Origin of the sequence: Kribbella sp. NPDC059898, from assembly GCF_042730855.1 — a bacterium.
Taxonomy (GTDB): domain Bacteria; phylum Actinomycetota; class Actinomycetes; order Propionibacteriales; family Kribbellaceae; genus Kribbella.
The window spans coordinates 285,953-305,173 of record NZ_JBHWKR010000001.1 but is presented as its reverse complement, the minus strand read 5'-3'; the positions used below and the strand labels follow the sequence as shown (position 1 = coordinate 305,173).

22 protein-coding genes are annotated in these 19,221 nt (G+C 69.1%); 14 read left to right on the top strand and 8 right to left on the bottom strand.

Annotated features, from left to right (window positions below; all coding sequences use genetic code 11):
* Window positions 1-2 precede the first annotated feature (2 nt).
* From ACFV9C_RS01535 to ACFV9C_RS01515, 5 genes are all read left to right on the top strand, one after another.
* Window positions 3-656: a histidine phosphatase family protein gene (locus ACFV9C_RS01535; protein ID WP_380189873.1), complete on the top strand. Its 654-nt coding sequence runs from the start codon at window positions 3-5 to the stop codon at window positions 654-656.
* A gap of 11 nt (window positions 657-667) precedes the next feature.
* Window positions 668-1,411 (top strand): SDR family oxidoreductase, encoded by a 744-nt coding sequence (locus tag ACFV9C_RS01530; protein ID WP_380189871.1) that lies wholly within the window; start codon window positions 668-670, stop codon window positions 1,409-1,411.
* On the top strand, window positions 1,412-2,359 hold the full coding sequence (locus ACFV9C_RS01525) for an LLM class F420-dependent oxidoreductase (protein ID WP_380189869.1): 948 nt from the start codon (window positions 1,412-1,414) through the stop codon (window positions 2,357-2,359).
* A 325-nt stretch (window positions 2,360-2,684) separates the two neighbouring features.
* Window positions 2,685-3,095, top strand: coding sequence for a hypothetical protein (locus ACFV9C_RS01520; protein ID WP_380189867.1), 411 nt, complete (start codon window positions 2,685-2,687; stop codon window positions 3,093-3,095).
* A 3-nt stretch (window positions 3,096-3,098) separates the two neighbouring features.
* Window positions 3,099-3,530 carry a hypothetical protein gene (locus tag ACFV9C_RS01515; protein ID WP_380189865.1) on the top strand — a complete coding sequence of 144 codons (432 nt, stop codon included), beginning with the start codon at window positions 3,099-3,101 and terminating at the stop codon, window positions 3,528-3,530.
* A 1-nt stretch (window position 3,531) separates the two neighbouring features.
* On the opposite strand, the gene ACFV9C_RS01510 is transcribed toward ACFV9C_RS01515, so the two are convergent.
* Genes ACFV9C_RS01510 through ACFV9C_RS01500 form a run of 3 tightly spaced genes read right to left on the bottom strand, consistent with a single transcriptional unit; the run spans window position 3,532 to window position 4,737 of the window.
* Entirely contained in the window at window positions 3,532-3,954 is a 423-nt protein-coding gene (locus tag ACFV9C_RS01510; protein WP_380189863.1) for an MmcQ/YjbR family DNA-binding protein, read from the bottom strand.
* A gap of 45 nt (window positions 3,955-3,999) precedes the next feature.
* On the bottom strand, window positions 4,000-4,233 hold the full coding sequence (locus ACFV9C_RS01505; protein WP_380189861.1) for a hypothetical protein: 234 nt from the start codon (window positions 4,231-4,233) through the stop codon (window positions 4,000-4,002).
* On the bottom strand, window positions 4,234-4,737 hold the full coding sequence (locus ACFV9C_RS01500) for an SDR family NAD(P)-dependent oxidoreductase (RefSeq protein WP_380189859.1): 504 nt from the start codon (window positions 4,735-4,737) through the stop codon (window positions 4,234-4,236). It abuts the gene before it with no gap.
* A gap of 91 nt (window positions 4,738-4,828) precedes the next feature.
* On the opposite strand from ACFV9C_RS01500, the gene ACFV9C_RS01495 reads away from it, so the two are divergent.
* Window positions 4,829-5,686 carry a LysR family transcriptional regulator gene (locus ACFV9C_RS01495; RefSeq protein WP_380189857.1) on the top strand — a complete coding sequence of 286 codons (858 nt, stop codon included), beginning with the start codon at window positions 4,829-4,831 and terminating at the stop codon, window positions 5,684-5,686.
* On the opposite strand, the gene ACFV9C_RS01490 is transcribed toward ACFV9C_RS01495, so the two are convergent.
* Window positions 5,667-7,508, bottom strand: a complete 1,842-nt coding sequence (locus ACFV9C_RS01490; RefSeq protein WP_380189855.1) for a sensor histidine kinase — start codon at window positions 7,506-7,508, stop codon at window positions 5,667-5,669. The genes ACFV9C_RS01495 and ACFV9C_RS01490 overlap by 20 nt on opposite strands.
* Window positions 7,498-8,190: a response regulator gene (locus ACFV9C_RS01485; protein ID WP_380189853.1), complete on the bottom strand. Its 693-nt coding sequence runs from the start codon at window positions 8,188-8,190 to the stop codon at window positions 7,498-7,500. The genes ACFV9C_RS01490 and ACFV9C_RS01485 overlap by 11 nt, the downstream gene beginning before the upstream one ends.
* A gap of 277 nt (window positions 8,191-8,467) precedes the next feature.
* Here ACFV9C_RS01485 and ACFV9C_RS01480 point away from each other — a divergent pair, with 277 nt between their 5' ends.
* From ACFV9C_RS01480 to ACFV9C_RS01465, 4 genes are all read left to right on the top strand, one after another.
* The gene (locus tag ACFV9C_RS01480) at window positions 8,468-9,517 is read left to right on the top strand and encodes a hypothetical protein (protein ID WP_380189851.1); all 1,050 of its coding nucleotides are present in this window, start codon (window positions 8,468-8,470) and stop codon (window positions 9,515-9,517) included.
* Window positions 9,514-10,809, top strand: coding sequence for a peptidoglycan-binding protein (locus ACFV9C_RS01475; protein ID WP_380189849.1), 1,296 nt, complete (start codon window positions 9,514-9,516; stop codon window positions 10,807-10,809). The genes ACFV9C_RS01480 and ACFV9C_RS01475 overlap by 4 nt, the downstream gene beginning before the upstream one ends.
* 35 nt (window positions 10,810-10,844) lie before the next feature.
* Window positions 10,845-11,495 carry an ABC transporter ATP-binding protein gene (locus tag ACFV9C_RS01470; protein ID WP_380190871.1) on the top strand — a complete coding sequence of 217 codons (651 nt, stop codon included), beginning with the start codon at window positions 10,845-10,847 and terminating at the stop codon, window positions 11,493-11,495.
* A 128-nt stretch (window positions 11,496-11,623) separates the two neighbouring features.
* Complete coding sequence (locus tag ACFV9C_RS01465) at window positions 11,624-12,757, top strand: ABC transporter permease (RefSeq protein WP_380189847.1); 1,134 nt, start codon at window positions 11,624-11,626, stop codon at window positions 12,755-12,757.
* On the opposite strand, the gene ACFV9C_RS01460 is transcribed toward ACFV9C_RS01465, so the two are convergent.
* Both ACFV9C_RS01460 and ACFV9C_RS01455 read right to left on the bottom strand, forming a co-directional pair.
* Entirely contained in the window at window positions 12,659-13,996 is a 1,338-nt protein-coding gene (locus ACFV9C_RS01460; RefSeq protein WP_380189845.1) for an MFS transporter, read from the bottom strand. The genes ACFV9C_RS01465 and ACFV9C_RS01460 overlap by 99 nt on opposite strands.
* Window positions 13,997-14,111: 115 nt before the next feature.
* The gene (locus ACFV9C_RS01455; protein ID WP_380189842.1) at window positions 14,112-14,582 is read right to left on the bottom strand and encodes a DUF4188 domain-containing protein; all 471 of its coding nucleotides are present in this window, start codon (window positions 14,580-14,582) and stop codon (window positions 14,112-14,114) included.
* Between the two features lie 172 nt (window positions 14,583-14,754).
* On the opposite strand from ACFV9C_RS01455, the gene ACFV9C_RS01450 reads away from it, so the two are divergent.
* Genes ACFV9C_RS01450 through ACFV9C_RS01440 form a run of 3 tightly spaced genes read left to right on the top strand, consistent with a single transcriptional unit; the run spans window position 14,755 to window position 17,139 of the window.
* Window positions 14,755-15,597 (top strand): SAM-dependent methyltransferase, encoded by an 843-nt coding sequence (locus tag ACFV9C_RS01450; RefSeq protein WP_380189840.1) that lies wholly within the window; start codon window positions 14,755-14,757, stop codon window positions 15,595-15,597.
* A gap of 7 nt (window positions 15,598-15,604) precedes the next feature.
* Window positions 15,605-16,021 (top strand): acyl-CoA thioesterase, encoded by a 417-nt coding sequence (locus tag ACFV9C_RS01445; protein ID WP_380189838.1) that lies wholly within the window; start codon window positions 15,605-15,607, stop codon window positions 16,019-16,021.
* Window positions 16,018-17,139 (top strand): zinc-dependent alcohol dehydrogenase family protein, encoded by a 1,122-nt coding sequence (locus ACFV9C_RS01440; RefSeq protein ID WP_380189836.1) that lies wholly within the window; start codon window positions 16,018-16,020, stop codon window positions 17,137-17,139. The genes ACFV9C_RS01445 and ACFV9C_RS01440 overlap by 4 nt, the downstream gene beginning before the upstream one ends.
* Here the strand turns inward: ACFV9C_RS01440 and ACFV9C_RS01435 are convergent.
* Window positions 17,121-17,582, bottom strand: coding sequence for a YciI family protein (locus ACFV9C_RS01435; RefSeq protein ID WP_380189834.1), 462 nt, complete (start codon window positions 17,580-17,582; stop codon window positions 17,121-17,123). The genes ACFV9C_RS01440 and ACFV9C_RS01435 overlap by 19 nt on opposite strands.
* Window positions 17,583-17,731: 149 nt before the next feature.
* Between ACFV9C_RS01435 and ACFV9C_RS01430 the strand changes: the two genes are divergently transcribed.
* Entirely contained in the window at window positions 17,732-19,201 is a 1,470-nt protein-coding gene (locus ACFV9C_RS01430; protein ID WP_380189832.1) for a pre-peptidase C-terminal domain-containing protein, read from the top strand.
* The last annotated feature ends 20 nt before the right edge of the window (window positions 19,202-19,221 follow it).

The following is a 19,221-nucleotide window of genomic DNA, read 5'->3' as shown; positions in this document are numbered from 1 at the left end:
GCATGGCGGTCGTCTACCTGATCCGGCACGCGCAGGCGTCGTTCGGTGCGCGCGACTACGACAAGCTGTCACCGCTCGGCGAGCAACAGGCCGTGCGGTTGGGCTCGACGTTGGGCGAGGTCCGGGCGGATGTCGTGGTCTCGGGTTCGATGCTCAGGCACCAGCAGACCGCATCGCTGGCGGGGTTCACCCCGGAGGTGGATGCGGGGTACGACGAGTTCGATCACCAGGAGCTGATCGTCGCCCACAAGCCGGCGTACAAGCGGCACACCGTGATGGTGGCCGACCTGGCGCGCAGCGGGCACCCGAAGCGGGCGTTCCAGGAGATGTTCACGGCCGCGACCCAGCGCTGGATCGACGGCGGCGACGGGTACTCCGAGTCGTTCCAGGCGTTCTGCGATCGGTCGGAGGCGGCGGTACGGCGTACTGCCGGACGGCTCGGGAAGGGCGAGACGGCGCTCGTCTTCACGTCCGGTGGTCCGATCGCGGCCGTGGTGAGCCGGCTGCTGTCCGGCGGCGACGGGCTGTGGACAAAGCTGAACCCGGTGACGATCAACACCGCGATCACGAAGGTCGTGTCCGGGCGTGGCGGGCTGACTGTGGTCAGCTACAACGAGCACGTCCACCTCGGCGCGGACCTGCTCACTTACAGATAGGACATCCCTCGATGCGACGGAACCTCCTGATCACCGGCGCCAGTTCCGGCCTCGGTGCGGAGATGGCGCGGCAGTTCGCCGCGAAGGGCCACGACCTGGCGCTGACCGCCCGGCGTACCGAGCGGCTGGAAGCACTCCGGGACGAGCTCGCCGCGAGTTATCCACAGGCGAAGGTGGTTATCCACAGTCTGGATGTGACTGACCACGACCAGGTCTTCGAGGTGTTCCGTGCGATCGACGCCGAGCTGCCGCTGGACCGGATCGTGGTGAACGCCGGCCTCGGCAAGGGCGCGCCGCTCGGCACCGGACGGTTCGAGGCGAACCGGGAGACCGCACTCACCAACTTCGTCGGCGCCCTCGCCCAGGCGGAGGCCGCGCTCGAGCTGTTCCGGGCGCGGAACGCTGGGCACCTCGTACTGATCGCCTCGATCTCGGCATTGCGCGGCTTCCCGAAGACGGTCACGACGTACGCCGCGACGAAGGCCGGACTCGCCTCGCTGGGTGAGGGGTTGCGGCTGGAACTGCTCGGCAAGCCGATCAAGGTCAGCACGATCTACCCCGGGTACATTCGGTCGGAGATGAACGACCGGGTGAAACACACGCCGTTCATCGTCGACACCGAGCCGGGGGTGCGGGCGATGGTGGCCGCGATCGAGGCGGAGAAGGCGAAGGCGTACGTGCCGGCGCGACCATGGTGGCCGTTGGCCCAGGTGATGCGGGTGGCGCCGCTGCCGTTGCTGAAGAGGCTGATCTGAATGCGGTGGGGGCTGACTGTTCCGCTGACCGGCGTACCGCTGCGGGACCATCGTGCGTTGATCTCCGAGTTGTCGTCGCTCGGGTACACCGACCTGTGGTCGGCGGAGGTGGCGGGCGCGGACGCGTTCACACCGCTGGTGCTCGCGTCCGAGTGGGACTCGTCGCTGCGGCTGGGGACGGCCGTCGTACCGGTGCACACGCGTGGGCCGGCGGCGCTCGCGATGAGTGCCGCGGCCTTGGCGGACCTCGCGCCCGGGCGATTCGTGCTCGGGATCGGGGCGTCGTCGGAGACGATCGTGACCGGGTGGAACGGGATCGCGTACGACCCGCCGCTGGCGCGCACCCGCGACGTACTGCGGTTCCTGCGGCAGGCGTTCGCGGGGGATCGCGTGGACGGGACATTCGACAGCTTCACCATCGAACGCTTCCGGCTGGAGAAGGCGCCCGACGTACCGCCGTCGATCATGCTCGCCGCCCTGCGTCCACAGATGCTCCGGCTCGCGGCGCGGGAGGCCGACGGCGCGATCACCAACTGGCTGTCGGCAGACGACGTACGCCGGGTCCGCGCGGAACTCGGCCCCGGCAAGGAACTCGCCGCCCGGATCTTCGTCTGCGTCACCGAGGACGCCGAAATGGCCCGCAACATCGGCCGCTACCTGATCGCGACGTACCTGACCGTCCCCGGCTACGCCGCCTTCCACGACTGGCTCGGCCGCGCCGACATCATGCGCCCGATGCGCGAAGCCTGGTCCGCCGGCGACCGCAACGCCGCCATGGCCGCCATCCCCGAACCCCTCATCGACGCCCTGATCGTCCACGGCACCCCCACCGAATGCCGCACCCACATCAACCGCTACCTCGACAACGGCCTGGACACCCCCATCATCGCCACCCTCCCCACCGGCACCAGCCTCCTGGAAACCGCCCGCTCCCTAGCCCCCAGCTAACCCGAACACCGCGCGAAAGGGACACCGCTTCGCGGCGACAGTTCTTTCGGCGCGCGGGAGGTGCTTGCGGACGGAGGCACTGGCGAAGCCGGAGGTCGATGCGCCGAGAAGTGTCCGCTGAGCGGGTGTGCCGGGGTGGGCGTGTTGCCTGGGGTGGGACTGGAGCGGCGGTCGGACTCGCGCAGGGGTGGGACCCGCGTGTAGTGGATGGCGCTGACGGGAGGGTGCGGGGGCGCCCGGGCTCGGAGGGTTCTTGGGGTGTGGATTGCCGGTGGGGGTGCTGTGTTCACCGTGTACGCTGTGTACACAGGATGGAGGGTGTGTGATGAGTTCGCAGGTTGAATACCGGAATGTTCGTGAGGCGCGGGAGCACTTCAAGGACATCTTGGATGCGGCCGATGACGGGCGTCCGGCGACGGTGACGCGGGACGCGCGGCGGGTGGCGGCGGTGGATGCGGATCGGCTGGTGCACTTTCTGACCAGCGTGCATCCCTCCGGCGCCCAGGTGGTCGCGGAGAACGACGGCTGGTCGATCATGATTCCGGGGCTCCCGGTCGCCGCGGACGGCGCCTCGCTCGACGAAGCGGCGGAGGAGATGGTCGACGCGCTCCGGGCGTACGCCGAGGAGTGGATCGACCACCTGCGGCTGGCGCCCAACCACGCGGAGAACTGGGGGCTCGTGCAGCTCGTCGCGCTCTCGTCCGACGAGCAGCTCCACGCCTGGCTGCTGGCCTGAGTCGTGAGCGAACAACGTCGCCCCGCGACCCGCACGGACCACCAGAGCTTCTGCCTCGTCGAAGGGTGGACCGAGCGCCGACGCGCGACCGGTCGACGCGGCACCCACCACGTCAACTACGAGCTTCCGCTGCCCGACGGACGCATCCTGTACACGCGGATCAGCCACCCCGTCGACCGCACCGACTACGGCCCGTCCATCTGGGCGCACATCCTGCGCGACCAGCTCGTGGTGACGGCGGACGAGTTCTGGTGCTGCGTCGACGACAAGGTGCTCCCGAACCGACAAGGGCCGACGGCTCTGGTCGAGTCGATTCCGGCGGGTGTTGTCAGAGCGCTGGTCGTCGACGCCCGCGTTCCCGAAGGCGACGTACGTGCGATGACCAAGGCGCAGGCGGTCCAGCGGCTGGCTGAGTTCTACACGAACGGGACGTAGCTCAGCTGAGGCGGTTTTCGTTCAGCCAGGTGGTGGCTCGGCGGGGGGAGGCTCGGGAGAGCCAGGCGTCTTGGATTACTTCGGTGAGTTCTTGTGTGGTGAGGGTGCCGAGGTCGCGGGCGCGGACGAGGACGGACGGGTGGCCGTCGAAGTGGGGGGTGGTGAAGAACGGGTTGGTGTCGTCGGCGAGCAGGGCGAGTTTCTCGTACTCGGATTCGACCCAGATCATGATCACGTCGTCGTACTTCTCGCCGGTGAGTGGGTCGACGGCGTCGGGGCGAGGGGTTCGGAAGAAGACGAAGGACTTGCCGCCGACCTGGTAGACGGGGCGGTCGGTGCCGTCGTCGCGTTCCCACTTGGTGACGTGCGGCATCCCGGACGCGATCTCGTGGACGTCGGCCAGGCGCGCCTTCCGCGGAGCCATGGGGCGAGTCTAGGCGTACGAGGCCGGCAGGGAACGGTGTCGAGCTCACCAAGGTACGGGTCCGGCGTCATCGAAGAATCCGCCGGTCGGTCCGTCGGCGGGCAGGGTCGCGAGGTGAATCGCGATGGCCGCGCCCTGTTGTGGTGTGCGGATGCCGTGAAAGCCGTTGAGATCGGTGGCGGTGAAACCGGGGCAGCCGGAGTTGACGAGGATGTCGGTGTCGCCCAGCTCCTTGGCGTACTGAACGGTGAGGGCGTTGAGGAAGGTCTTCGAGGCCAATTAGGCGGTGGGAACTGGGCCCATGTCGCTGCCCGGTGCGGTTTGCAAGGCGAGCGAGCCGACGCTGCTGGACATGTTGACGATGCGCGGCGATGCCGAGTCGCGCAGCATCGGCAACATCGCGTTGGTGACCCGGATGACGCCGATCACGTTGGTTTCTACGACAGCTCGTACGGTCGCGGGCTCGACCTTGGTGGGCGTCTGTGGCAGGTTGCCGGTGATCGCCGCGTTGTTGATCAGGACGTCGAGCCCTCCGGCCTGGCCGGCGATCAACTCGGCCGCCGCGGCCACGCTCGCGTCGTCGGTCACGTCGAGCGGCACCCCGAACGCGTCGGTCCCGGCCGCCTGCAGCTTCGCTACCGCGGCCTCGCGGCGTCGTTGATCCCTCGCGCCCACACCGACGCACCAGCCAAGGGCACCCAGACCCGCCGCGATCTCGAATCCGATGCCCTTGTTCGCGCCGGTCACCAGCGCAATCGTCGGTCTACTCATGCCGTCGATCATGGTGCGGACGGGGCAGGGCGTCCAAGACCGGTCGGGTCGGCGGCGATACCGCACGGGTATCGGTTGTGGTCAGCGCCGATACGATGAGCCGGTGGAGACGCGGGAGTTGCGGTACTTCGTCGCCGTCGCCGAGGAGTTGCACTTCGGGCGGGCCGCGGAACGGCTCGCGATGGCGCAACCACCGTTGTCGCGGGCGATCCAGCAGTTGGAGCGGCGACTAGGCGTCGTTCTGCTGCACCGCACTGCCCGCGCAGTCACCTTGACCGAAGCCGGGTCGGTCTTGTTGCGGGAGGCCAGGACGGCCCTCGACGCGGTCGAAGCCGCCGAGCGCCGCACCCGCCGTACCGCGGCCGACCAACCTGGTGTGGTGCTGGCCGCGAAAGCTGGAGCCTCCAGCGAACTGTTGTCGAACCTTCTGGACGCCTACGCAGCCGAACCGGGCGCTGTCGCGGTCGAGGTGATGCTGTGCGGGCCTGGCGAACCGGAAAGCCTGCTGAGCACCGGGCATGCCGACGTAGCGCTGCTCCACCGGCCGTACGACACAACGGCCGGATTCGACACCGAGGACCTCCACACCGAGCAGCAGGTCGTGGTGCTGCCGGCGGGACACCCCCTCGCGACGCGAACCCAGCTGTCGATGGCTGAGGTCAACGGCCTGACGGACTTGCCCCTGCCGCGCTGGCCTCGGCGAGATGGCAGTTATCCGGACGGCCACGGCCCGCAGGTGCGCGACCATACCCAGTTGACCCAGCTGATCACCCTCGGACGGGCCTGCGCAGTCATGCCCGAGTCGCTTGGAGCCCAGCTACGCGACGATCACGCCATCGTGCCGGTGCCGGACGCAGCGGCCGTCACGACCGTCATCGCCTGGCCACCACACAGCAGATCCCAGGCCGTTGCCGACCTCGTTCGTACCGCGACACGCATCTCTAAGGCAGCCAGATCGTGAACGTGGAGCCGGAGCCAAGCCTGCTGGTGACGGTGATCCGGCCGTCGTGGGCTTCGACGAGGTGTTTGGTGATGGCCAGGCCGAGGCCGCTGCCGCCGGTGGTGCGGGTGCGGGAGACGTCGGCGCGGTAGAAGCGGTCGAAGACGTGGGGGAGGTGCTCGGCGGCGATCCCGGTCCCGTTGTCGGTCACGGTGAGGTTGTAGCCGTTGTCCACGGGGCGTACGCCGACCATCACTCGCCCGCCCAAGGGTGTGTACCTGATCGCGTTCGACACGAGATTGCCGAGCGCTTGACGAATGCGCGCGCTGTCGACGACTGCTGGTGAAGGCCCAGAAGCTGTGGAGATCAGCGTGACGTTTGCTGATTCGGCGGTGGGTTGGTGGGCGAGCACCACTTGCTGCGCCAGTTCGGTCAGGTCCCGGGGAGCAGGGTGCAGGCGGAGCATGCCGGCGTCGGCGAGGGCGAGGTCCTGGAGGTCGGCGACCAGGTGTTCGAGGAGGGCGGTCTCCTCGAGCAGGGACGTGACGAGCGCGCCGTCGAGCGGTACGACGCCGTCCTCCGACGCGACCAGGTAGCCCTTGATGTTCGCGAGCGGTGTCCGTAGTTCGTGGGCGACGTCGCTGACCATCGCCTTGCGCTGGAAGTCGTGCCGCTGGATCGCCTCGGCCATGTCGTTGAACGCGTGACCCAGCCGCGCCACCTCGTCCTTCCCGCTGACCGGGACCCGCGCCGCGTGGTCGCCGTTCCGCATCCGCTGGGTCGCACCGGTCAGCGCGACGATTGGCCGTACCAGCCGTCGGCCCGCGAACAGCATCACCAGCGCCGCGATCAGCAGTACGCCGAGTGCGGTCGCCGCCGTACGGAGCAGGCCCTCGCCGGAGAAGACGTTGAACGTGCTCTTCGCCCCGAGGTACAGCTTCGCCGGCGGAGCGACGTACGGCGTCAACGCCTGCACGCGGGCCTGGGTGACGCAGTTCGCGAACGTCTCGTCGACCGCGCCTTCCGCCACGGCCGGATCGACGGATCGCAGGCCGTTGAAGTCGTTGATCTTGTACGTGATCCCGGCCGCGTCCAGGCACGCCGTGGACCGCCGTACCTCGTCGTCGTTGACGAGCTTCGCCTTCGCGCTCGGCGCGTACAGACCGGGCGGCAGGCACTCGTCCTTGCCGGTGGTGGTGGAGTTCACCGCGACGCCGGCGACCGACTGCTTCGACTCGATCATCACCTGCGGCACCGTTCCGTCGCTGCGCGTCAGGCTCGCCGACTTGCCCTTCGTGCCGAGGCAGGCTACGGCCTGCTTCGCGAGCTGCGTCCGCTGCTTCAGCTCGTCGTCGGTCATCCCCCAATCCGAGGCGGGCATGAACGGCGGACCGACCGCCGCGGTCGCCGCGAACCCGCTCGCGACGGCTACCGGCTTGCGCAGCTGGTACACGGTCATCGTCCCGCTCAGCTTCCCCATCCCGCCGCGCGCGTCGATGGTTGCCGCCGGCACCGAAGGGAGCTCGGGTGCGGCGCCGAGCATCCGGGCCGAGTCCGCGATGACCGACCCGTCCTCGGCGGTGACCGCGACCCGCCGCCCGAGCCGGTCGGCCAGATCGTGCACGACCTTGTCCACACCCGACCAGGTCGGATGGTCGGAGGCGTACTTCGACAGCTCGGCGTAGATCTCGCCATCGACCTGCAGCTGGCCGGTGTTGGCGTCGATCTCGCCCTGGAGCTTCTCCGAGGTGCTGTACGTCGCGATCAGCGCGGTCGCGATCACCGCCCCGAGCGCCACCGCGAGCGACAACCCGAGGAAGCGGACCAGCACGCTACGACGCATGGGACGCCTCCGCCAGCTTGTAGCCCACGCCGTACACGGTCCGCAGGTACGTCGGGGCGCCTGGCGCCAGTTCGATCTTCTTCCGCAGGTTCATCACGTGGACGTCGACGGTCCGGTCGAACACGTAGTGGTCGAAGCCGAACGCGTGCTCCAGCAGCTGCTGCCGGGAGAACGCCCGCCCGGGCGACGCGGCCAGGCAGGCGAGGATCTTGAACTCCGCCGGCGTCAGCTCGATCAGCTTCCCGGCCAGCCGGACCTCATGCCGGGACGGGTCGATCTCCAACTCGCCGACCCGGTACACCTCGCCCTCGGAGCGGATCCGGGTACGCCGCAGCACCGTCCGGACCCGGGCGACCAGTTCGCGCGGGTTGTACGGCTTGGTCAGGTAGTCGTCCGCGCCGAGGTCGAGGCCCAGCAGCAGGTCGTCGTCGGTGGAACGCGCCGTCAGCATGATGATCGGTACGTCGCCGTCGGCCCGCAGCACCCGGCAGACGTCCAGGCCGTCGACCTTCGGCATCATCACGTCGAGCACCAGCAGGTCCGGGCTGCGCCGGCGGGCCTCGTCGATGGCCTCCCGGCCGTCGTGCACGACGACGGTCAGGTGCCCTTCGCGTTCGAGGTACCGCCGGATCAGCTCGGCCTGCTTGAGGTCGTCTTCGGCGACCAGGATCCGCGCTGGCATTTAGTGCCCCGAGCCGGGTGCTGGTCGGCACTGGAGGCGCCCAGGCGAGCGCCTCGCCGCGTTGGAAGAGCGGACACGATAAAACCACATCGAGTCAGCTCTTCCGCCTTGCGATGCACTCACCTGGACACCTCCAGCACTCGACCAGCACCCGGCTCGGGGCACTAGCTCAATGTCCCCGAAAGAGATGAGAATCCGATGAAGATCGGCTGAGAGCATCGGGTGCAAACCGGTCCTTCACAGGTTCTTCACGAGCCGGGCGGCACGCTCGACCGCCATGAAGAGCAAAACAGCACTCGCCCTGGTGGCGGTCCTCGCGTTGACTGCCTGCGGCAACGACAAGGCGCCGGTCGCGTCCGATCAGCAGAGCGGCAAGAGTCCGCTCGCGGAGTACATGGGCGATGGCTTCGTGAGCTCGTCGTCCGGGGGCGGCGGCTCGTTCCGGATCGCGACCCGGGCCGGCGGTGCGCAGCAGCCGAGCGACGAGGAGCTCGCGAAACAGCGGAAGGTCGAGGACGCCACCGTCGCGTGCATGAAGGACGCCGGCTTCGAGTACGTCGCCGTACCGCCGGAGCAGCAGGCGAAGGGGAAGTTCAGCGACGCGTTCAACCTGCCGCCGGACAAGTTCGCCGAGCAGTACGGGTACGGGATCAGCACGATCGACTGGTCGAAGGCCGCGGACGACGACAGCAACCCGAACACCAAGATCCGCAAGGCGCTCTCGCCGACCGCGCAGAAGGCGTACGACAAGGCGCTGAACGGACCGAACGCCACCGGGAACGGCGCGGTCGTCATCCAGGGCGGCGGGCCGAACTCGAGCGGCGAGCAGGACCTCGGCTGCCGCGGCAAGGCGGTCAAGCAGGTGTACGGCGACAACAAGGGCGCCATCGACTTCAAGAAGTTCGACAGCCTGTTCAAGGACATCCAGGCGCTGCAGAAGCGGATCGACTCCGACCAGCGCGTCGTGGACGCGACCACTGCCTGGACCGACTGCATGGCCGACGCCGGGCATTCCGGGTACAAGAAGGTGTCGGACCCGCGGGACGAAGTACAGCAGAAGCTCGACGCGTTGACCGGGAACCAGCCGCCGGCCAAGGGCGGACCGGCGAAGACGATCACAGGTCCGCCGTCATTCGACAAGGTCGACTCGGCGAAGCTCTCCGAGCTGCGCAAGCTCGAGATCGAGCTCGCGGTCGCGGACCAGAAGTGCAAGGCCAAGGGGTACGACGACGCCTACAAGAAGGTCCAGTACGAGCAGGAGAAGGAGTTCGTCGACCAGCACAAGGCCGAGCTCGAGGCGTACCGCGACGAGACGGCGAACCGGTGACCGCTTCGCCCAAGTCCCGCCGCCGGGTCCTGGTCAGTGTCGCCGGAGTGGCCGTGGTCTCGCTCGGGATCGGGGTGGCGGCGGGCAGCCGGATCAGTTCACCGGAGGACGCGGCCGCGAAGACGGCGCCGCCGGCCGCGTCCCAGATCACCGTGCCGGTGGCGAAGAAGCTGCTGTCGAGCAAGGTGGTCGGGCGGGGTGACGCATCGTTCGACGGCGCGGTGAACATCCGGGTCGAGACCGCCGGGCTGACCACGCCTGCGATCGTCACGGGCAAGGTCCCGACGGTCGGGTCGACGATCACCGAGGGCAAGGCGCTGCTGGAGATCACGGGACGACCGGTGATCGGGCTGGCCGGCGTACTGCCGATGTATCGCACGCTGTCGCCGGGGAGCAAGGGGCCGGACGTGCTGCAGCTGGAGCAGACGCTCGACCGGCTCGGGTACGACCCGGGGACCGTCGACGACGAGTACACGCTGTCCACGTCGGCCGCGGTCGAGAAGCTGTACGAGAACGCCGGGTACGACGCGCCCGCGCCGGAGGACCGCCTCACGCAGGCGGTCGACCAGGCGAAGAAGCAGGTAGACGCCGCGAAGAAGCAGCTCCGCCAGGCGCAGTCGCAACTCAAGGCGGCCAAAGATGCCAAGGCGAAGGACACGTCCGTCCAGCAAGGCGCGGTCGACGACGCCCAGCAGAACTTGTCGGACGCCGAGCAGGCACGCACCGATGCCGAGTTCAAGGCCGGTACGCCGTTGCCGGTGTCGGAGGTCGTCTACGTGAAGACCCTTCCGCGCCGGGTCGACGACGTGAAGGTCGAGCGCGGCGGGACCGTCAACGGCGTGGTGATGTCGGCGAGCGGTGCGTCGCTGGTTGTCACGCTCAAGGTCGACGCGGAGACGGCGCAGCGGCTGAAGGCGGAGATGACGGCGGCGCTCGAGCTCAGCGACGGTACGTCGGTCGCGTCGAAGGTCCGGCGGGTGACGAAGAACGGGACGCAGTACGACGTGGTGGTCGCGCCGAACGCGCTCACCGGCAGCCAGTTGGCGCTGCTCCGGGACGCGAACGTGCGGGTGACGATCCCGGTGAAGAGCACCAGCGGCAAGGTGCTCGCCGTACCGGTGGCCGCGCTGTCGTCCGGGTCCGACGGGGCGTCGCGGGTCGAGGTACTGCGGAACGGGCAGGTCGAGCTGATTCCGGTCACGGTCGGGCTGTCCGCGGACGGGTTCGCCCAGGTGACGCCGAAGGGCGACGCGAAGCTGAGTGAGGGCGATCAAGTGGTGGTGGGGAAGTGAGTACCGCGGTGGCGCTGCCGGCGCCGGTGGTGGAGATGATCGGGGTACGGCGGTTCTTCCCGGGGCCGCCCGAGGTCCGCGCGATCAAGGGGATCGACCTGACCATCGGGCAGGGGGAGTACCTGTCGATCGTGGGGCCGTCCGGGTCCGGGAAGTCGACGCTGCTGCATCTGCTCGGGTTGTTGGACAACCCAACGGACGGGGTGTACCGGCTGGACGGCGTGGACACGATGAGCCTGCGCGAACGGCGGCGCGCGGTGCTGCGCGGGCAGCGGATCGGGTTCGTCTTCCAGTCGTTCCACCTGCTCGACCATCGGACCGTGCTGGAGAACGTCGCGCTCTCGATGGTGTACGTCGGGGTGCCGCGGCGCGAGCGGCTCGCCCGCGCCCGGGTCGCGCTGGAGCGGGTCGGACTGGCGCACCGGATGGAGTTCGCGCCGACGACCCTCTCGGGCGGTGAACGGCAGCGCGTCGCGATCGCGCGGGCGCTCGTCGCGGAACCGAGCCTGCTGCTGGCGGACGAGCCGACCGGCAACCTGGACAGCGAGAACGCGGAGGCGATCCTGCAGGTGTTCGACGAACTGCACTCCGAGGGCATGACGCTGGCCGTCATCACCCACGACGACTACGTCAGCCGCCGCTCCCAACGCCAGGTCCGCATCGTCGACGGAACCCTCCAGTGGTAACCCGATCAGGCCCCCCGGACCCGACCGGCGGGCCGTCCACGGCGCGGCGACGCCGGCTTCGGTCACGTCCAGCAATTCGCGATCTCCTCGACGAGGCCTTGGCCGGTGTCGCCGCGCGTCCTACGCGGTTGATTCTCACCACCCTCGGCACCGTGCTCGGGGTTGCGGCGTTGGTGGGGACTGTCGGGCTGGGGCAGACCGCGGCGGGGCAGATCACGCAGCGGTTCGATCTGGCGGCGGCTACGCGGGTGGTGGTGTCGCCGGACGACAAGGGCGGTCAGCAAGGGGAGGCCGCGACGCAGCTTCCGTGGGACGCGCCCGAGCGGATCCAGCGGCTGAACGGCGTCGACGCGGTCGGCACGGTCTCCAACCTGCAGATCGGCGACGACCTCGTCCAGAACGTCACCGGCCTCGACAGCGGTGCCGGCAAGGCGCTCCCGGTGATGGCCGGATCCGCCGGCCTCTGGGACGCCGTACGCGCGGTCCTGAAAACCGGCAGGTTCTTCGACGAGGGCCATGACCGCCGCGCCGACAAAGTAGTTGTCCTCGGCAAGCACGCCGCCGAGCGCCTGGGCATCAACCGGGTCGACGCGCAACCGGCAGTGTTCATCGGCGACGAGCCGTACACCGTGATCGGCATCCTCGACTCGGTCACCGGCCGCGCCGAACTGAACGACGCGGTGATCATGCCGAACGGCACCGCCCGCAAGGCTTACAACCTGGAATCCCCCGACGCGGTGGAGATCCGCACAGCAGTGGGCGCCGCCCAGCTCATCGCCGAGCAGGCCCCGATCGCGATCCAGCCGAACGACCCGAGCACCCTTACCGTCGACGCCCCACCCAAGCAAGGCGCCGTACGCAAGGGTGTCGAGTCCGACCTGAACGCCCTCTTCCTCCTCCTAGGAGCGGTTGCACTCCTCGTCGGCGGCCTCGGCATCGCGAACGTGACCCTGTTGTCGGTCCTGGAACGCATCTCGGAGATCGGCCTCCGCCGGGCGCTCGGCGCCGCGCGAAGACACATCGCCGTGCAGTTCCTGGTGGAGAGCGTGATCGTCGGCTTCCTCGGCGGCCTGCTCGGTACGGCGGTCGGCGTGATCCTGACCGTCAGCGTGTCCTGGATTCGCGACTGGACGCCGATCCTGGACAACCGGCTCGCGTTCGGTTCACCTCTGCTGGGTGCGTTCATCGGTCTGGTCGCCGGAACGTACCCCGCCTGGAAGGCCTCCGCCATCCAGCCGATCACCGCGCTGCGAGGCACGTGAGTACAGCATGGCGGTGAGCGCGTACCCGGCGACGATCACGGCGAGCACCGGATACGACTTCCCGCTGTCGGGCAGGATCACCGCGCCGAGTGCGGCCGCGGAGACCTGCCCGACGTTGTAGATCATGTCGTACAGCGCGAACACCCGGCCGCGGTAGACGTCGTCGACACCCGTCTGTACGAGGGTGTCGACGCTGATCTTGACGCCCTGCGAGCAGAATCCGACGAGGAACCCGCCGATCACCAGCGCGGGCTTGGTGTAGAACCCGATCGGTACGGCGCTGACGACTGCGGCACCGACGAACAGCCAGCTGATCCACCGGCGCAGCGACATCACCCGGGTGCCCCACGGGGTGATCAGCGCGGCGACGAACACGCCGGCGCCGACCGCACCGGTCGCGATCGCCAGCCCGCCGAACGCCCGGTCGAGCTGCCCGGGTCCGTAGAAGTAGTTCCGGTACAGCAGGATCATCGAGACCGTCATCAGCCCGAAGAAGAACCGCAGCGAGCCGATCGCGGCGAGGCCGAGCGCAGGCTGCCGGCGTTCGCGGAGGTGCCGGCCGCCGTCGACCAGACCGGCCGCGATCGTCCGGAGCGCTTCGACGATGCCGGGCTCGTCGCCGCTCAGGTCCGGGCCGAGCTGGTCGCGGCGCAGCCGGAGTGCGAGCAGGGCGGCGGCGGTGTAGATGACCACGGTCAGCCCGAGGACGGTGAGGTCCGAGTCGACGAGCAGTTTCACCGCGGCGCCGATCCCGCCGCCGACCAGGAAGGCCGCCGTACCGGAGGTGGGCGTGACCGCGTTCGCCATCACCAACTCGTCGCGTTCGACGACGTGGGGGAGGCCGGCGGAGAGGCCGGACAGCAGGAAGCGGTTGACGCCGAGGGTGAGCAGTACGGCGAGGTAGAACGGAACGCCCACGTTGCCGGCCGCGACCAGCGCGCCGACGCCGATCACGAGCACCGCGCGGGTCAGGTTCGCGCCGAACAGGATCTGGCGGCGCGACCACCGGTCCAGCAGTACGCCGGTGAACGGCCCGAGGATCGAGTACGGCAGCAGTGACACCGCGAACAGCCCCGCGATCGCGGCCGCGTCCGGCGCCCGCTCCGGCGAGAACAGCACGTACGACGCCAGCGCGACCTGGAACACCCCGTCCCCGCACTGCGACGTCAGCCGAACCGCGAACAACCGCCGGAAATCCCGCCGCCGCAACAACGTCCACAGATCCCGGATGAACCGCACGCCTGCACTGTAACCGCCGGGCCGGATGCCCAGCCCATCACAATCCGGCCCACAGCGGGCGGCTCCGCCTGGCCAACCCCAACGGGGCCAATTGTGATGGCCTGGGGATCCGCAACTAGCTGAGTCGCTCCGCCGCGGTGTCGCCGCGTTGGCCTACCGGCACGACGCCCTGGACGCGGCCGAGGCCGATGACGGGCATGTTGCCGTAGACCGTCTCGGTGTTGCCGGCCGGGACGACGTACGTCTCGTGCCAGATGCCGGTTGCGCCGCTCTTGTACGAGTTGCGGAAGAACGCGACCCAAGCGGGACGGTGCTTCCGGTTGTCGTCGTTCGCGAACGCCTGGAGCTTCTCCACGGACTCCCAGTACTGGATCAGCGTGACGCCCCGCCACGTCGGGAACGTCCGTACGCCGAGCAGCCCGCTGTCCTTGTCCTTCGACAGCTCCCGCAGCATCGGCCCCATGGCCTTCGCCACCGGCCACCACTCCTTGACCCGGCGCAGCGAGTTGATCCGCATCCCGATCAGGAACACCACCAGTTCCCCGTCGTACGCCGCCGTCTGCCGGCCCTCGACCACGTCACCCATCGGTCCACCCCACGTCGTCGGAATCAAGCCTCTGTAAAGGACATTGTCGGACGCGCCGCGGCTGAGGGCAGTGACGCCGTACGGGAGTAGTGTTTTTGTGCCGGCGTCACCGTCAGTGGCGTGCCGGTTACGATGATTCTCAGATCTGAGCCGCAGCGCGGATGGGATGTTCATGGCCGAATCGCAGGACGTCGACCCGGGGGTCTACGAGCAGCTGCGGCTCGACCGGCCGCACGCGGCGCGGGTGTACGACTACTTCCTCGGTGGCAAGGACAACTTCGCCATCGACCGGCAGGCGGCCGAGCATCTGCTGAAGGCGTTCCCGGGCTGCCGCGTCACCGCCCAGTCGAACCGGATGTGGATGCACCGCGCCGCGCGGTACGCCGCCGGCCAGGGCATCACGCAGTTCCTCGACGTCGGCACCGGCATCCCCACCAGCCCGAACCTGCACGAGATCGTCCAGAAGATCGTGCCCGAGGCCCACGTCGTGTACGTCGACAACGACCCGATCGTGCTCACCCACGCGCGCGCCCTGCTCTCCAGCGGGCCGCTGGGCAGGACGGCGTACCTCGACGCCGACATCACCGTGCCGGGTTCGGTCCTGCAGACCGAAGAGGTCCGGGAGCTGATCGACTTCGGCAAGCCGGTCGCGCTCAGCCTGGTCGGCGTGCTGCACTCGCTCGCGGACGACCTGAAGCCGTACGAGATGGTCCGCGACCTGCTCGAGCCGCTGGCGCCCGGGTCGCTGCTGATCATCTCGCACGCGACGCAGGACTTCGCGCCGGAGATGTGGGACCGCGCGGTGCAGGGGTACAAGTCCGACGGCGGCGGCAACGCGCAGGTGCGGAACAAGGCGGACGTCACGCGCTTCTTCGCGGGCACGGAGCTGATCGAGCCGGGGGTGGTGTCGCCGATCAGGTGGTTCCCGGACGAGGAGACCAACCGCCGGGTCGACTCGGGTGAGTTCACCGAGATCATGTGCAGTCTGTACTGCGGGGTCGGCCGCAAGCCGTAGCCTGCCGATGGAGCGCGCAGCGTATCCGCACCACCTGGCGATCACGCTGCGGTGGAAGGACAACGACGTCTACGGGCACGTCAACAACGTCGAGTACTACAGCTTCTTCGACACCGTCATCAACGACTTCCTGATCCGCTCCGGCGGGCTCGACATCCACGGCGGCGAGGTGATCGGGTTGTGCGTGGACTCGCAGTGCACGTTCAAGCAGCCGCTCGAGTTTCCCGGGGTCGTCGACGCCGGGCTGCGCTGCGCCCAACTCGGCAACTCCAGCGTGCGCTACGAGATCGGCCTGTTCCGCGAGGACTCCAGTCACCCGGCCGCCACCGGCCGCTTCGTCCACGTCTTCGTGGACCGCACCACCCGACGCCCAGTCCCTGTCCCGGCCCTCATCCGCACCGCGCTGGAAGGAATCACCCCATGATCGTGCGCGGCGCGGTACTGCGTGAAATGGGGTTGGCGGCGCCGTACGCCGAGTCGCGCCCGCTGCGGGTGGAGGAGGTCGAACTCGCGCCGCCGGGGCCAGGGGAGTTGCTGATCCGGATCCGGGCCGCCGGCCTGTGCCACTCGGACCTGTCGGTCATCAACGGTTCGCGCCCCCGCGTGATGCCGATGCTGCTCGGCCACGAGGCCACCGGCGAGATCATCCACTCCAAGGCTCCCGGGTTCGCCGCCGGCGACATCGTCGCCTGTGCGTTCGTCCCCGCCTGCGGCACCTGCGCCTCGTGCGCCTCCGGCCGCCCCGCCCTCTGCGAACCAGGCGCCGTCGCCAACACCACCGGCGCCCTCCTCACCGGAGCCCACCGCCTGACCACTCCAGGGGCAACCGTCATCCATCACCATCTGGGCATTTCGGGATTCGCGGATCACGCGGTGATCTCGGCACATTCGGCCGTGAAGATCGACCCGTCCCTCCCACCCCAGATCGCCGCCCTCTTCGGCTGCGCGGTCCTCACCGGAGTAGGCGCGGTAGTAAACACAGCCCAACTCCGCGCCGGCCGCAGCACGGCAGTCTTCGGACTAGGCGGCGTCGGCCTCTCCGCACTGCTCGGCGCGGTCCTCGTCGGCGCCCACCCGATCGTCGCCGTCGACGTCGTACCGGCCAAACTCCAACTCGCCCTCGAACTCGGCGCGACCGCAGCCATCGACGCCAACGCCCCCGACGCCGTCGACCAGGTCCGCGAAGCAACCGCCGGTGGAGCGGAGTACGCCTTCGAGACGGTCGGCAGCGCGAAGGTCCTCGAGCAGGCGTACGCCGCAACCGGCCGCGGCGGCACCACGGTCACGGTCGGCCTCCCGCACCCGTCGCAGTCCTTCACGGTGCCGGCGGTCTCCCTCGTCGCCGAGGAGCGCACCGTGAAAGGCTCGTACCTCGGCTCGTCGGTCCCGTCCCGTGACATCCCGCGGTACGTCGCGCTCTACCGCGCCGGCCGCCTTCCGGTCGACCGGCTGCTTACCGCCACCGTCGGACTCGACGACCTGAACGAGGCGTTCGACGACCTCGCCGCCGGTACGTCGATCCGTCAGGTGCTGCTGTTCTGAAGGTTCTCCGCCGCCTTCTGGAAGGTCACCTCGTTCCGCTGCTGGGCCTCGTCGGTGTAGTTGTCGCCGAAGAAGTCGGCGGTCGGGACGGGCCGGATCTCCAGCTGGCCGGAGGTCTGCGGGTCGCCGACGCCGAGGGCGTCCGCCGCGATGCACCGCCAGCCCCATTCCTCCGCCTCCGCCCGGGACGCCACCTCGATCAGGCAGAACCCGGCGATCAGTTCCTTGGTCTCGGCGAACGGGCCGTCGACCACGCGGCGGCTGCCCTTGTCGAGCTGCAGCCGGAAGCCCTCCGAGCTCGGCAGCAGCCCATCGCCCGCCAGCAGCACACCCTTCTCCGCCATCTCGGCCATCACCAGGCCCATCGCGGTCAGCGCGGCCTCGCTCGGCGGCTGCCCGGCCTCGGACTCGTCGTTGGCCTTGAAGATCATCATGAATCGCATCGGGAGCCTCCCAAGTCGGCGTTAAATCCCGAGACGAATCTATACAGCGCCGGGGACCTTCCGGCAGGCTACGCTCAGTGCGTTCGCGTACACCGCTCGTGAAGATGTCAAGTGAGGCACGCCGGAGTACCTGAGGAGTCCCCGCCCCCATGCCAACCCGCCGCCCCCTGAACCATGCCTTGAACCGCCGCCGGATCGGCGCGCTCGCTGTCGCCGGTGCACTCGCCTGTGGAACCCTGGCCGTCGCGCTGGGCAACCAGGCCGACGCCAAGGAGCCCGCTCCGCTCGCCGTCGACCAACTGCTCGGCCAGGAGCTCCCCGGCCGGACCGCGCTCGGCCGCGTCCAGTCCCGCCTCGACGAGGTCGCCGCGAAGAACAAGCTGACCACCGACCACCTCCGGCAGATCCTGACCACCGACAAGACGGCCTGGCTCGACCACGCGGGCCGGCTGTTCTACCGCGAGCCGGTCGCCACGGCCACCGAACGGGCCGCCGACGCCGCCGTGTCCCCGCGCTGGGCGAAGACCGCGGTCGCCGCCGCCACGGGTCCGGCGTTCGAGCTGCACAGCAAGCCCGGCTCGAATCGCGTGATCTACCTCGACTTCACCGGTCACACGATCACCGGTACGGCGTGGAACGCCAACGGCAAGCCCGCGACGGTCACCATCACGCCGTACGACACCGACGGCAATCAGTCGAGTTTCAGTACGGCCGAGCAGGACGTCGTTCATGACGTCTGGGCTCGGGTTGCGGAGGACTACGCGCCGTTCGACGTGGACGTGACGACTCAGCAGCCGACCGCGGCGGCGATCGACCGCTCGGGCGCGTCGGACACGCAGTACGGCACGCGCGTCGTGATCGACCCGACGACCTGGTACCAGTCCGGCTGCGGTTGCGGCGGGGTCGCGTACGTCGGCGTGTACGACAACTCCAGCAACCACGCGTACTACCAGCCGGCGCTGGTGTTCACGAAGGGCGTCGGCACCGGCGCGAAGAACATCGCCGAGGCCGCCGCCCACGAGGCCGGGCACAACGTCGGCCTGTCGCACGACGGCACCTCCTCGGTCGGGTACTACGCGGGTCATGGCGCCTGGGCGCCGATCATGGGCGTCGGCTACTCCAAGGCGATCAGCCAGTGGAGCAAGGGCGAGTACGCCGGCGCGAACAACAAGGAAGACGACTACGCGGTGATCGGCCAGAACGGGCTGACCCTCCGGGCCGACGACCACGGGAACACCACGGCGACCGCCGACGCACTTACCCTCGGGACGAGCGCGAAGGGGATCTACGAGAAGGACACGGACGTCGACGTGTTCCGGATCGACCTGAAGGCCGGGACCTTCAAGTTCGCCGCGAACGCCGCCGCGTCGGGCGCGGACCTGGACATCAAGCTCCAGTTGCTCGACTCCTCGGGCACCGTCGTCGCCACCGCCAACCCGGCGTCCGGCCAGTCCAACGCGAGCACCCCGACCGGCCTGAGCGCGAGCATCAGTCGCCAGGTCGCCGCCGGCCGGTACTACCTGCGCGTCGAGAACTCCGGGTACGGCGATCCGCTCAACACCGGCTACTCGACGTACGGCAGTCGCGGCGCCTACGCGGTCCGCGTCACCGCCGCCTGAGCGACCCGGGGCCGTCGATC